Annotated in this window: 10 protein-coding genes; 6 read left to right on the forward strand and 4 right to left on the reverse strand. The window is 71.5% G+C overall.

Going from position 1 to position 13,246, the window contains the following annotated elements; translation table 11 throughout:
• Positions 1–2: 2 nt before the first annotated feature.
• A complete protein-coding gene (locus tag ACFZBB_RS00560; protein ID WP_391116377.1) occupies positions 3–998 on the reverse strand; it encodes a small ribosomal subunit Rsm22 family protein in 996 nt (331 codons plus the stop codon).
• Between the two features lie 286 nt (positions 999–1,284).
• On the opposite strand from ACFZBB_RS00560, the gene ACFZBB_RS00565 reads away from it, so the two are divergent.
• On the forward strand, positions 1,285–2,781 hold the full coding sequence (locus ACFZBB_RS00565) for an exopolysaccharide biosynthesis polyprenyl glycosylphosphotransferase (protein WP_391116379.1): 1,497 nt from the start codon (positions 1,285–1,287) through the stop codon (positions 2,779–2,781).
• Here ACFZBB_RS00565 and ACFZBB_RS00570 read toward each other — a convergent pair.
• Positions 2,778–3,740: an NAD-dependent epimerase/dehydratase family protein gene (locus tag ACFZBB_RS00570; protein ID WP_391116381.1), complete on the reverse strand. Its 963-nt coding sequence runs from the start codon at positions 3,738–3,740 to the stop codon at positions 2,778–2,780. The genes ACFZBB_RS00565 and ACFZBB_RS00570 overlap by 4 nt on opposite strands.
• 95 nt (positions 3,741–3,835) lie before the next feature.
• On the opposite strand from ACFZBB_RS00570, the gene gmd reads away from it, so the two are divergent.
• The 4 genes from gmd (at position 3,836) to ACFZBB_RS00590 (ending at position 8,815) form a co-directional block, all read left to right on the forward strand.
• A complete protein-coding gene (gene gmd / locus ACFZBB_RS00575; RefSeq protein WP_188285703.1) occupies positions 3,836–4,849 on the forward strand; it encodes a GDP-mannose 4,6-dehydratase in 1,014 nt (337 codons plus the stop codon).
• 119 nt (positions 4,850–4,968) lie between these two features.
• Positions 4,969–7,191, forward strand: a complete 2,223-nt coding sequence (locus ACFZBB_RS00580; protein ID WP_391116383.1) for a LamG-like jellyroll fold domain-containing protein — start codon at positions 4,969–4,971, stop codon at positions 7,189–7,191.
• The gene (locus tag ACFZBB_RS00585; RefSeq protein ID WP_391116386.1) at positions 7,188–7,940 is read left to right on the forward strand and encodes a hypothetical protein; all 753 of its coding nucleotides are present in this window, start codon (positions 7,188–7,190) and stop codon (positions 7,938–7,940) included. The genes ACFZBB_RS00580 and ACFZBB_RS00585 overlap by 4 nt, the downstream gene beginning before the upstream one ends.
• Before the next feature lie 50 nt (positions 7,941–7,990).
• Positions 7,991–8,815: a glycosyltransferase gene (locus ACFZBB_RS00590; protein ID WP_391116388.1), complete on the forward strand. Its 825-nt coding sequence runs from the start codon at positions 7,991–7,993 to the stop codon at positions 8,813–8,815.
• 104 nt (positions 8,816–8,919) lie between these two features.
• On the opposite strand, the gene ACFZBB_RS00595 is transcribed toward ACFZBB_RS00590, so the two are convergent.
• Positions 8,920–10,065 (reverse strand): glycosyltransferase, encoded by a 1,146-nt coding sequence (locus ACFZBB_RS00595; RefSeq protein ID WP_391116390.1) that lies wholly within the window; start codon positions 10,063–10,065, stop codon positions 8,920–8,922.
• Between the two features lie 152 nt (positions 10,066–10,217).
• On the opposite strand from ACFZBB_RS00595, the gene ACFZBB_RS00600 reads away from it, so the two are divergent.
• Positions 10,218–11,732, forward strand: a complete 1,515-nt coding sequence (locus ACFZBB_RS00600; RefSeq protein WP_391116392.1) for an O-antigen polymerase — start codon at positions 10,218–10,220, stop codon at positions 11,730–11,732.
• Between the two features lie 5 nt (positions 11,733–11,737).
• Here the strand turns inward: ACFZBB_RS00600 and ACFZBB_RS00605 are convergent, their stop codons facing one another.
• The gene (locus tag ACFZBB_RS00605; RefSeq protein ID WP_391117441.1) at positions 11,738–13,099 is read right to left on the reverse strand and encodes a hypothetical protein; all 1,362 of its coding nucleotides are present in this window, start codon (positions 13,097–13,099) and stop codon (positions 11,738–11,740) included.
• Positions 13,100–13,246: the final 147 nt, after the last annotated feature.

The following is a 13,246-nucleotide window of genomic DNA, read 5'->3' on the forward strand; positions in this document are numbered from 1 at the left end:
CCCTAGCTCCAGGGGTCGCCCCAGGAGGCGTCGCGGGCCGCGCGGTAGGTGTCGCCGTGCCGTTTGCTGACGGTGTCGCGGACCAGGCCGCGGTCGGCGGTGCACAGGTCGAGCAGGACCAGGCCCTTGCGGATCTGAGGGTGGCGCACGACCCGGCTGGGGGCGGGGGCCGCGGGGAACCGCGCGGCGGCCACGTAGCTGAACTTCTCGTCCTCGTAGGGCAGTGAGCCGCCCTTGACCTGCCGGTGCAGCGAGCTGCGCTGGACGCGGGCGGCGAAGTGGCACCAGTCGTCGCCGGTGATTGGGCAGGCCGCGTCGTGCGGGCAGGGCGCGAGGACGGTGAGCCCGGCGGCGAGGAGCCGGTCGCGGGCGGCGATCGTGCGCGCGTACCCCTCGGGGGTGCCGGGCTCGACGACGAGCACCGCCCCGGTGGCCGCCACCGCGGCCGCGTCGATCAGCGCGGTGCGGTCGGCGGCGGTCAACTCCCCGATCACGTACGAGACGGTGACCAGGTCGGCGGTGGGCAGCGCGGGTCCGCCGCCGAGCGGCGACCGGGTCCAACGCGCGGCGCGCAGGGCGGGCGACTCGGCGGTGCGCGCCAGTTCACCGCCCAGGTCGAGGGCGGACTGCGACCAGTCGAGGACGGTGGAGGTGTGCGCGCTCGCCGAGGGACCGCCCGCGAACGCGTCGGCCACCGCCCACGTCGCCGCGCCGGTCCCGCCGCCGAGGTCGAGATGGGTCGCGGGCGACCACTGGCCGGCCTGCAAACGGAATGCCTCGAGCGCGGCCCTGACGGCCGCGTACGTGGCGGGCATACGGTAGGCCGCGTAAGCCGCCACCGACGCCGCGTCCCGCAGAATGGGCGCTGACGTCGGCGACTTGCCACGATATGTTTCGATGAGGCGTTCCACCTCGGCAGAAGCCCTGGTGGGGGCCGTGGCGCTCAGTCGCGCCGACAGGGCTGTACGCAGGTCGTCGGGTAGGTGCACAGTGGACACAAGTCCCAACTGTAAGGGTCGTGCACACCCGTAACGGCCTCCTTACACTCTGTGGCCATTCGATATCCATACTTGTGTTAACTCGGTCATAACAACGGCTCGAATCTGCGTAAACCGCAGCGGAAAGCCCTCGTGTTGGCCTAGCGTTCGCTCTTATCCAGGCGCACTACCCCTTGGGGAAGTGGTAGAGCGCCTCGTCGGTCGCGATGTGCCAGGGGGGTCCATGCGGCGTGTCGAAGCAAACCCGGTTCTACCGGTCATACCCATGAGTGCCGATACGAGACCCGTGCGCGCGAGAGCCGCGCACGCGTTCGGCAGGAGGGCATCGGGTTCCACCGATGCCCTCGCTGCGCCCGGCCCTTACGGCGGGCACGGCAGGTTCAGTGACAAGGCGCGGTGGTATCTGCCGCTCGCGCTCACCGTCGACGTGCTCGGGATCGCGTTCCCGGTCGCGGCGATCTTCCATGCCACCGGCCAGCCGCACCCGCTGGTCTGCGCCGCCGTGGCGGCGCTCGCCTGGGTCGGTGTCCAGGCGGTCAGGCGGCGTTACGCGGCGGACGTCCTCGGCGAGCACCGCGGCGCCGGGGCGGTGCTCCGGGACTGGCTGATGCTGCTCGGGGTGCTCGCCGTGATCAGGACCGCCTTCGATCAGGTGGCGGAACCGTCGTACGCGCTGGCCGGGCTGACCGCCGGTCCCGTGCTGACGGCGGCCTGCCGGATGCTCACCCACCACCACCTGATCGCCGCCCGACGCGAGGCCCACGCCGTGCGCAGGGTGCTGGTCATCGGCGAGCCGAGCTCCGCCGACCATGTGGTGGGCCACCTCGCGGCCCGTACCGAACACGCGTATGTGGTGGTCGGGGTGGTCCCGGTGGGCAACGCCAAGCTGGAGTGCGGGGCCCCGGTCACCGCACGGCTCGGCGCGGTCGCGCCGTCCGGTCTCGCCGAGGACGCGGGCATCGTGCTCGGCGCCGCCCGCGACCACGGGGCGGAGCTGGTCCTGGTGGCGCCAGGACCGCGGCTGTCCGCGGAACGGCTGCGCAGGCTGTCCTGGTCCCTGCACGACGCGGGCCTGCCGCTCGCGGTGCTGCCGGGGCTGATCGATGTGGCCGTGCGCCGGGTGCAGTTGGACGCGCCCGCGGGCCTGGCCATGCTGCACATCGCCCCGCCGTCCAGGCGCGGCGTCCAGCCGGTGCTCAAGTCGGCCCTCGACCGGGTCGGCGCGGGGCTCGGACTCCTGCTGCTCTCCCCGGTCTTCGGCCTGGTGGCGGCGGCGGTCCGGCTGACCTCGCAGGGCCCGGCCTTCCACCGGCAGATCCGGTACGGGCAGGGCTGTGTGCCGTTCACCATGTGGAAATTCCGCACGATGGTGGTCGACGCGGAGCAGCGCAAGCCCGATCTGCACGGGTCGAACGAGAACGACGGCCTGATGTTCAAGATGCGCCGTGACCCCCGGGTCACCCGCGTCGGGCGGCTGCTGCGGCGGCTGTCGCTGGACGAGCTGCCGCAGCTCGTGAACGTGCTGCGCGGCGAGATGTCGATGGTCGGCCCGCGTCCGCCGCTGCCCGACGAGGTGGCGCGGTACAACGAGGTGGAGGTCAGGCGCCTCGCGGTCAAGCCGGGCATCACGGGTCTGTGGCAGGTCAGCGGCAGGTCGGAGCTGTCCTGGGACGAGACCCTCGCGATCGATCTGCGGTACGTCGACAACTGGTCGCTCTCGGGCGACGCGGATGTGATGGCCCGCACCCTGCGGGCCGTGGTCGACGGACGCGGAGCGTACTAGTGAGTCACCGCTTCGGCCACAGACCCGGCGGTCGCCCGCCAGTCCGCGTACACCGCGGCGATCCCGTCCCGCAGCGCGATCTCCGGCCGCCAGCCGAGCGCCTGAAGACGGGACACGTCGAGCAGCTTGCGCGGCGTGCCGTCGGGTTTTGTGGTGTCCCAGCCGATCGTGCCGCGGTAGCCGACGACGTCCCTGACGGTCTCGGCCAGTTCGCGGATGGTCAGGTCCTCGCCGCAGCCGACGTTGACCGGCTCGGCGCCGTCGTAGACCCGCAGCAGCAGCGCGCAGGCCGCCGCGAGGTCGTCCACGTGCAGGAATTCGCGCCGCGGTGTGCCGCTGCCCCACAGGGTCAGTTCGGCCGCGCCGTCCTGCTCGGCCTCGTGGAAGCGGCGGATGAGGGCGGGCAGCACGTGCGAGGTGGCGAGGTCGAAGTTGTCGCCGGGGCCGTAGAGGTTGGTGGGCATCGCGGAGATGTACGAGGCGCCGTACTGCTTGCGGTAGGACTGCACCTGGACGATGCCGGCGATCTTGGCGAGCGCGTACGCCTCGTTGGTCGGCTCCAGGGGGCCGGTGAGCAGCGCGTCCTCGTGGATCGGCTGCGGGGCCAGCTTGGGGTAGATGCACGAGGAGCCGAGGAAGAGCAGGCGGGCGACGCCCGCCTCGTGGGCCCCGGCGACGACGCTGAGCTGGATCCGGAGGTTGTCCTCCAGGAACTGCACGGGGTAGGTCGAGTTGGCCATGATCCCCCCGACCTTGGCCGCCGCGAGCACCACCGCGTCGGGCCGGATGTCGCGCAGATACGCGGCGGTCGCCGCCGCGTCCCGCAGGTCCAGTTCCGCTCGGCCCCGGGTGAGCACCTGGTGGCCGTCGGCGGTGAGGCGGCGCGCCACGGCGGAGCCGACGAGGCCGCGGTGTCCCGCGACGAAGATCCGGGCCGCGTCCGGCAGTAGGTCTGTCATGGAACGGCATTCTGCCAGCACACTTCACCCGATCAGGTGCCAACCCATCTTTACGTACGAAATACAGCACAACCCGACCAGTTGGGGGGACTCACATGGGCAAGACCGCGCTCATCACCGGCGTCACCGGCCAGGACGGCTCGTATCTCGCGGAGCTGCTGCTGTCCAAGGGCTACACCGTGCACGGCCTCGTGCGCCGCTCGTCGACGTTCAACACCGAACGGATCGACCACATCTACCAGGACCCCCAGGAGAAGAACCGTTCCTTCGTGCTGCATCACGCGGACCTCACCGACGGCATCGCGCTGGTGAGCCTGCTGCGTGACCTGCGGCCGGACGAGATCTACAACCTGGGCGCGCAGTCCCATGTGCGGGTCTCCTTCGACGCGCCGCTGTACACCGGGGACGTCACCGGGCTGTCCGCGCTGCGGCTGCTGGAGGCGCTGCGGGCGAGCGGCATCGAGGCGCGGATCTACCAGGCGTCGTCCTCGGAGATGTTCGGCGCCGCCCCGCCGCCGCAGAACGAGCGCACCCCGTTCCACCCGCGCAGCCCGTACGGCTGCGCGAAGGTCTTCGCCTACTGGGCGACGGTGAACTATCGCGAGGCGTACGGGATGTACGCCGTCAACGGCATCCTGTTCAACCACGAGTCCCCGCGGCGCGGTGAGACCTTCGTCACGCGCAAGATCACCCGCGCCATCGCGCGTATCCAGGCCGGCCTCCAGGACCGGCTCTACCTGGGCAATCTGGACGCGGTGCGCGACTGGGGCTACGCGCCGGAGTACGTGGACGCGATGTGGCGGATGCTCCAGCGCGACGAGCCGGAGGACTACGTGGTGGCGACCGGCGAGGCCGCGACCGTACGGCAGTTCCTTGAGGTCGCGTTCGAGCACGCCGGTCTGGACTGGGCCGAACATGTCCGGTACGACCCGAAATACGAGCGGCCCAGCGAGGTCGACGCGCTCATCGGCGACGCGAGCAAGGCACGGGACCTGCTGGACTGGAAGGCGCAGGTCAGGGTGGCGGAGCTGGCCCGGATCATGGTCGACGCGGACATCCGACAGGTGGCGGACCAGTTGTCGGGGGCCACGATTCGCATCGACAGATGATGTGATGTCACTTTATTCGTCAAAAAGGCAGACCGGGCTAAGCGGAACCCCCTACTCTGCCGTGCATCACGACGGCCGTATCGGCCGTTGCAACACATCAGGGGCCTGGGGGGCAACTCATGCGTAAATTGCCGGTGTTCTCGGCTGCCACATTGCTGGCAGCCGCGACGCTGGGAGTGATGTCGTCGCCATCGGCGACCGCGCTCCAACCACCGGTCGGCATCACCGCCGACAATCTCAGCACGTACCAGACCAACGGGATCGTGTGGGCCATGGCCCAGGCGAACGGCGTGGTCTACACGGGGGGCACCTTCTCCGCGATCCGGCCCGCCGGGTCCGCGGCCGGGACCAACGAGACGTCCGTCGCGAACTTCGCGGCCTTCGACGCCGCGACCGGCGCGCCCACCGGCTGCCAGCTCAACTTCACGGTGGGCTCCAACAACGCCACCGTGCGCGCGCTGGCCGTCTCGCCCGACGGCCAGACGCTCTACGCGGGCGGCTTCTTCGGCGCGGTCAACGGCGTCGGGGTGAGCAGCCTGGCCGCGATCAACCTGGCCACCTGCGCGGTCAGCACGACCTTCCACCCGGCGGCCTCGGGCACGGTGCGCACCATCGCCGCGACCTCGGACGCCGTGTACTTCGGCGGCGACTTCACGTCGGTCGGCGGCCAGTCCCGTGGCAAGTTCGCCGCGGTGAACACCGCGGGCACCCTGCTGCCGTGGTCGCCCAACGCCGACCTGCCGGGCCGGGCGCTGGCGATCACCCCGGACGGCCAGAACGCCATCATCGGCGGTGACTTCAACTACGTCGGCGGCACCTACTCGCACTCGCTCGCCGTGGTCGACACCACGACCGGCGCGCTGACCAAGGCGTACCCGCCCGGGTTCCTCGACGCCACCTCGGTGACGAAGTCGATCATCGTGGACCCGGCGAGCAACGCCTTCTACACCGCCAACGAGGGCACCGGCGGCGGCGTGTTCGACGGCCGGGTGGCCCTCAGCCTCACCGACTTCAACCAGATCTGGCGGGACACCTGCCTGGGCGCCACGCAGAGCCTGGTGGTCCACGGCACCGTGCTCTACAGCGGCTCGCACGCCCACGACTGCTCCAGCATGGGCGAATTCCCCAACTCGACGCGCAAGCACCTGCTCGCCGAGTCGGTCACCGACCCGCACCTGCTCTCGTGGTACCCCGACACCAACGACGGGATCGGCGAGAAGATCGGCCCGCGCGTGATGGCGATCTCGTCGTCCGGCGGCCACGACTACATGTGGGTCGGCGGCGAGTTCACCACCGTCAACGGCGGCGCGCAGCAGGGCCTGACCCGCTTCGCCGACGGCCCCGACACCGGCGCCCCGACGCTGCCGCAGACCGCGGTGAGCAGCATCGACCCCGGCGCGGTGAAGGTGACCTGGCAGTCGAGCACCGACAACGACGACGGCACGCTGATCTACAACGTGTACCGCAACGGCGCCGCCACCCCCGTCTACACGGTCAGCGGCGACTCCAAGCCCTGGATCCGCCCGCAGATCACGTTCACCGACACCAATGTCACGCCCGGCGTGAAGTACACCTACCGGGTGTCGGCCAGTGACGGCGTCAACACCAGCGCCCAGTCGCCGAACGCGGCGGCCACCGTCCCGGCCACGGCCGAGCCGTACGCCACGCAGGTCCTCGCCGACGGCGCGAATCTGTACTGGCGCTACGACGCCGCCGCCGGTTCGTACAACGCGGACGCCTCACCGGCCGACGACAGCGGGATCAGCGTCGGCGGCCCGGTGCACGCCGTCTCGCCGGGCGCGGTGCCCGGCTCGAAGGCCTACACCTTCAACGGCTCCACCCAGTGGACGTACAGCGACCGCTCGCACCCCACACCGTCCGCGTACAGCGTCGAGACGTGGTTCAAGACCACCACGACCTCCGGCGGAAAGCTGATCGGCTTCGGGAACCTCGCGACCGAGACCAGCGGCAACTACGACAAGCACGTCTACATGACCAACAGCGGTCAGCTCATCTTCGGCGCCTACACCGGCAGCACCCGCATCGTCTCCACGCCCACCGGCGGCTACAACGACGGCAACTGGCACCAGGTCGTCGCCACGCAAGGGGCGAACGGGATGCGGCTGTACGTGGACGGCGTCCTCAAGGGCAGCGACGCCGCCGTCACCACCAGCCAGAACTACGACGGCTTCTGGCGGGTCGGCGGCGACAACCTGAACGGCTGGCCTTCCCAGCCGACGAGCCAGTTCTTCGCGGGCTCGATCGACGAGGCGGCCGTCTTCCCGACGGTCCTCAGCCCGGCCCAGATCGCGAACCAGTACGCGCTCGGGACCGCCGGGTGACCCGGAAACACCGCTCCGCCACTGCCGCCGCCGTCCTCGTGACGGCGGCGGCGGTGCTGCTCGGCGCCTGCGGCGGCGGGGGTGGCGGAGGCGGTCACGACACGGCGAGGAACGACGCGAAGGCGTCGCCCGGCGTCTCCGCGACGGCCACGGGCGGCACTTCGGGACCGTCCGCGACCACGAGCCCCGACGCCGGTGCCGGTTCGGACGACAGCACCGAGGCGCCGGGGTCCGCGGCCAACGCCCCGAAGGTGCCGGACGCGCAGCTCACCCCGCCCGGCGGCGGGACCTTCAGCAAGCCCCAGAAGTCGTATCTGTCGGGGCGGGTGCCCAAGGGCACCGACCCGGTGGCCGTCCTTGAGGGCGGCCAGGAGATCTGCGACCGGCTGACCCGTACCGCGAAGATCGACAAGGACGCGGCGGCCGGGGCGATCGTCACCGGCGACATCAGCAGGTCCGGCGCGGCGGCGGCCGTCCGCAGCCTCTGCCCCGACCAGCAGTCGGTGATCGACGCCGCCGCGCGGGGCTTCGCCGACGGGACGTTCACGGTGGCGGCGAAGGCCGTCCCCGGCACGTCGGTCGCGCCCGGCACCTACCGCGCGCCGCACCCGTCGACGCACTGCACCTGGCGGGTGACCAGCTCGAACGGCACCCTGTCGGCAGGCAGCGGCGCCCGGATGACAGTCCCCGCCGCCGCGCGCGGCGTCACCTCCAGCGGCTGCTACGTGTGGCTCGCGGGCACGGGGTGAGCGATGCGCCGTGAGCCGCAGGACGAGACCGAGATGAACGGAGGGACCGCATGAGCAAGCTCCCGATCGTGGTGGCGATACCGACCAAGAACGAGGCGGAGAACATCGCCCGTACGGTGTCGTCGGTCATCGACCACGTCGAGGCCGTGGTGGTGGTCGACTCGGCCAGCACCGACGACACCTGCAAGATCGCCGAGGGCCTCGGCGCGGAGATCGTCGAGTACGCGTGGGACGGCAAGTACCCCAAGAAGAAGCAGTGGTGTCTGGACCATGTGCGCACCGAGATTCCCTGGCTGCTCTTCCTCGACGGCGACGAGACGCCGAGCCCCGAGCTGCTGGCCGAGCTGAAGGCCGCCTTCGCGGCCGGGCCGCCGTCGGTCGCCGCCTTCGACATCCCGCTGGGCTACTGGTTCGCGGGGCGGCGGCTGCGGCACGGCTACACCATCGTCAAGCGCGCGCTGCTGGACCGCACCCGCTGCCACTTCCCCGAGGTCGGCGACCTCGAAGCGCCCGGCATGGGCGAGCAGGAGGGCCACTACCAGCCGGTCGCGCCGTCGGCCGCCCGGCTGCGCTCACCGATCGAGCACGAGGATCTCGACCCGGTGCGCACCTGGTTCGAGCGGCACAACCGCTACTCCGACTGGGAGGCGTGGCTGGAGCTGAACCCCCGGGTGAAGGAGGAGATCCGGCAGGTCAAGACCCGCCAGGGCCAGCTCTTCCACAAGGCGCCGTTCAAGCCGCTGGTGTCCTTCACCTACGCCTACGTCTACAAGCGCGGCTTCCTCGACGGCCGGGCGGGCTTCGACTACGCGCTCGCCATGAGCTTCTACCGCTGGCAGATCGGCCTCAAGACGCGGGAGGGGCGCGAGCCCTGACCCGCGGTCGCTGATCGCGCCGCCCGAGGCCGGCCCCGGTCCTCCTGGGGCCGGCCCGCGGACCGCGCTCCGGGACCCGGGGTCCGGAAGCGCACGCGGGGGCGTCACCCGGCGCGGGTGACGCCCCCGTACACCTCCATGAGCGTGTCGACGACGGCGCCGATGGAGAAGCGGTCGCGGATGAGCTGCCAGGCGGCGTCCGACGCCTCCTCGTTGGCGGCCGGGTCGAGCAGTTCCAGGATCGCCTGGCCGACCAGCGGCCCGTTGTCCGCGTCGGGGTCGCTGTCGGTGATCCGCCCCGCGCCCGCCGCCTCGACGTCGGGCGACAGGCCGCCGGTCCGGGTCACCACCACGGGCAGGCCGACCGACATCGCCTCCAGGATCGAGACGGCGAACGGCTCGACCACCGACGGCAGCACGTACACATCGGACTTCCTGAGCTGCTCCAGCACCTGCTCGTGGCCCAGCGCGCCGACGCACTCCAGCGAGTCCGCCACTCCCAGCTTCGCCGCCAGCTCCCGCATGGGGCCGGTCAGATCACCGGTGTCGGGGCCCGCCAGCACGAAGCGCGCGTCCGGGTACTTGGCCAGCACCACGGGCATCGCCGACACGAAGTCCTCGGGGCGCTTGCGCTTCTGCACCCGCGCCAGATAGAGCACGGTCGGCGGGCGGTCGGCCCGCGCGGGCCTGCGGTCCTGCAACGTCACTCCGTTGACCAGCCGGTGGAAGGTGGTCAGCGGGGTGTCGGGCACCACCGCCTGCACACCGTCGCGCTCCATCCGCGTCAGGTGCAAGATCGCGTCCGCCTTGCGCAGCACCCGCTTCATGCCCAGGACGTCGACGGCCTTCGCGAACAGCTTCTCCGTCGGGTCGATCATGCCGTGCGTCTGGATCACCAGCGGCACCCCTGCCTCCAGCGCGAACAGCGCGAACGGCAGCGTGATCAGGTCCCGCATCAGGTGCACATGGACCACGTCCGCCGACTTCACCATCCGGCGCGCCTTCGCCAGCAGCCCCGGCGACGTGATGCCGCTCACCTCGAACGGCAGCACGTGGCGCGCCTGGTGCACGAACGACGGCACGCCCTCCAGCTCCGTCGGCAGCGGGCCCGTGAAACCGTCGCCCAGCGTCGCGATCCGGGCGTCGACGCCCTGGGCCCGCAGGCCCTTGGACAGATTCAGCGCCACCCGTGTCGGGCCGCCGAAGTCGTTCGTCGGCGTATGCAGCGTGACGACATGCAGCACCTTCATATGGCTCCCCACCCCTGATTTTCGGCGCCCCCGCGCCTCGGGTTCACATTATCGACACCGACCCCTCATCGGGGCACTTCCGGCCCCGGACGCCCTGATCCTCCCGGCCGGAGGCCATAGACTCGGCGCGGGGAGCATGAAGGGGGTGGGCCATGGCCCTGGACGTGGCACAGGACCAGGCCGGTGCGGGCGGGCCGCTGGAGCGGCCCGGCCCGGACGAGGCGCAGGCCACGACATCGGTACCGCGTGCGGCGCTGTCGCGGGCACTGGCGGTGCCGCTGGTCATCGCGTTGGTGGGGTTCCTGCCCGCGTACGTGGCGGCCCAGCCCGGCACGGGCGTGCGGGACACCGCGTACTGGCTCCAGTTGACGCTGACGGTGTACGGCGGCGGCCGGCTGGCGGCGATGGTGCTGACCCGGCGACGGCGGCTGATCCAGGGCGCGTTCTGGCTGTTCGTGTACGTGGCGATGGGCGTGGCCCCGCTGGCGCAGGCGGTCATCGGGCAGGTCCCGACGCCGGTGGTGGGCCCGCGCTCCGACACGACGACGGCGATCACGCTCGTCCTGATCGGCTGCGTGGCCTTCGACGTCGGCGCGCTGCTGGCCCGGCACCGCCCGGCGGCCCGTATCCGCAAGGCCCGCCCGCAGGCGTCCGTGTCGCGGCGCCGCCTGTGGCTGCTGATCGTGGTCGCGTACCTCGGCAGCGCGCTGTGCATCATGAAGCTCGGCGGCCCGACCGTCTTCTTCTCCAGCCGTCAGGGCATCAGCGAGTCGGTGCAGGCCAGCGGTCTGGCGGGCAGCGGCGGCGACAGCCATGTCGGCTCGGCCTTCATCCGCGGCTTCGGCACCGTACCGGCGCTGCTGGCCATGCTCTTCCTGATCCGCTGGATGATCACGTCCCGGATCGCCCGCCGCAGGCCGCTGGCCATCGCCGCGCTCACCGGCCTGGTGCTGATCAACGTGATCGTGAACAACCCGATCTCCAACCCGCGGTACTGGTTCCTGACCGTCGTGTTCTCGCTGCTCTTCACGGCCTTCCCCAAGAGCCCGGTGATGTACCGCACGGCCCTGGTGACGGGCGTGGTGGCGGCGCTGCTGCTCTTCCCGTTCCTCGACCGCTTCCGGTACGACTCGGGCGGCTACCACCCGGTGGAGACGACGTCGGCGCTGGAGCCGCTGACGCTCAAGGACTACGACCAGATCGGGATGTTCGCGAACACCATCACCTTCGTGCGGTCCGGCGAGGGCCACTCCCACGGGCGGCAGCTCGCGGCGGACGTCTTCTTCTTCGTGCCGCGTTCGATCTGGCACGGCAAGCCGCTGGACTCCGGTGTGCAGGTCGGCCAGTGGATGGGCATGACCAACACCAACCTGTCGTCGCCGCTGTGGGCGGAGCTGTGGCTGGACTTCGGCCCGGTCGGCATGACCGGCGGCTTCCTGCTGCTGGGCTACTTCTGTGCCCGCGGCGACCGCAGATACGCCCAGCGCACGCTGGACGACGGCCGCCCCGGCACGGTGATGGCCGTGGTGATCCCGCTGGTGTGCGGCTACTCCTTCATCCTGCTGCGCGGCCCGCTGCTCCAGGCGTCGGGCCGGATCGGCATCGCCGCGGTGTGCCTGCTGCTGGTGACGACCTTCAGCGCGGACCGGCGGAAGATCCTGCGGTGACGCCCTCAGCCGCGATGGTCAGTGGAGGCAGGAGCGGTGTCCGGGGCCTTCGAGTCCAAGGCGGAGGAGGGAGTGATGGCGGAGCCATCGCGACTGACGACAACGCCGGAGGCGGAGGTCCCGGACACCGCGTCGCCGCTGGCCATCGGGGCTGAGGGCGTGACGCCCTCGGCGGAGGCGTCGGGTGTGTGAGGGTCGGTGGCGGCGGGCGCGCGCTTGACGGCGACGATCCGCAGCCACAGCGCCACCGCCTTGAGCGCGGAGCCGAGGGCCAGGCCCCAGGCGGCGCCCATCACCCCGTCCCACTGGTAGCCGGCGAGCATGAAGACCACGGACGCGAGCGAGAAGACCACCTGGATCGGCAGCGTGGCGCGGGGCCGCAGCACGCGCAGCGTCAGCAGGGCGCTGGTGCCGAGCGCGATGCACGCGTACTGGCTGCCGGAGGCGGCCAGCAGCGCGGACGACGACGCCCAGGTGTCACCGAGCAGTTGGCGGCCCACATGGGCGGGCAGCAGCATCAGCACGACCGTCCAGGACACCGCGATCCAGGCGAGGACGGTGGCGAGGACGGCGGTCGCGCGCACCTTGTCGTCGGCGCCGCGGACCCGGTTGAGCAGCGGCGGCCCGAAGGCGGTCGCGGAGTTGAAGAGCACGTTCATCGGGCCGAAGAGCGTGGTGGCGCCGCGCAGGGCGCCGACGGCCAGCGGCGCGGCGAACAGGCCGAGGCCGACGACCGCGAGCTGACTGGTGGCGTTGCCGACGCCGAACTCGATGACGAAGCGCTGCCCGAGGTGCCCGCGGCGGACGAATTTGCGCAGGTCCACCGGTGCGCCCTTGACCTTCGGCCACAGCAGGGCGGCGCCCACGAGCAGCGCGGGCACGGCGGACACGCCCCAGACGGCGACGAGCCGGACCGCGCCCGCGCCGTGCGGCTGCATGGCCAGCGCCGGTACGGCGACGGCCAGTCGTACGGTGTCGGCGGCGAGCGCGTAGTGCGGCAGCCGCAGGGCGGAGAAGCAGTACCGCATGCCGTCCTGGGTGAGCACGATCGGCAGCACCAGGCCGAGGACCGCGAGGCCGCGCGCGGTGCCGCCGGGCACGAAGGCGAGCCCCGCGGCCATCGAGAAGCCGATCACGGTGGACGCCACGGCGGTGAAGGTGGCCGCGCTGCGGCAGGCCGCCCGCACCTGCGCGGCGCCGCGCTCCAGCACCAGCGCCTGTCCCACGTAGGAGACGCCGACGCCCAGCAGCACCGTGAACACCATGTAGACCATGGAGAACACGGAGAATCCGGCGGCGCTGGACAGCCGGGCGGCCACGACGAGCACGATGATGTTGGTGAAGGCGGCGACGCCCTGGTCGGCCACCGAGCTGATGATGGCGGCCTTGGTGCCGGGCCCGCCCTTGGACGTGCCGGACCCGGCCGGGTCGCCGGACTCGTCCTCGCCGTCCGCCGACGCCTCGGACGGGCCGGACGGCCCTGAGGCGCCCGGGGGATCGGGCGGGCCCGCGTA

The sequence above is a fragment of the Streptomyces sp. NPDC008139 genome (assembly GCF_042957025.1).
GTDB lineage: Bacteria > Actinomycetota > Actinomycetes > Streptomycetales > Streptomycetaceae > Actinacidiphila.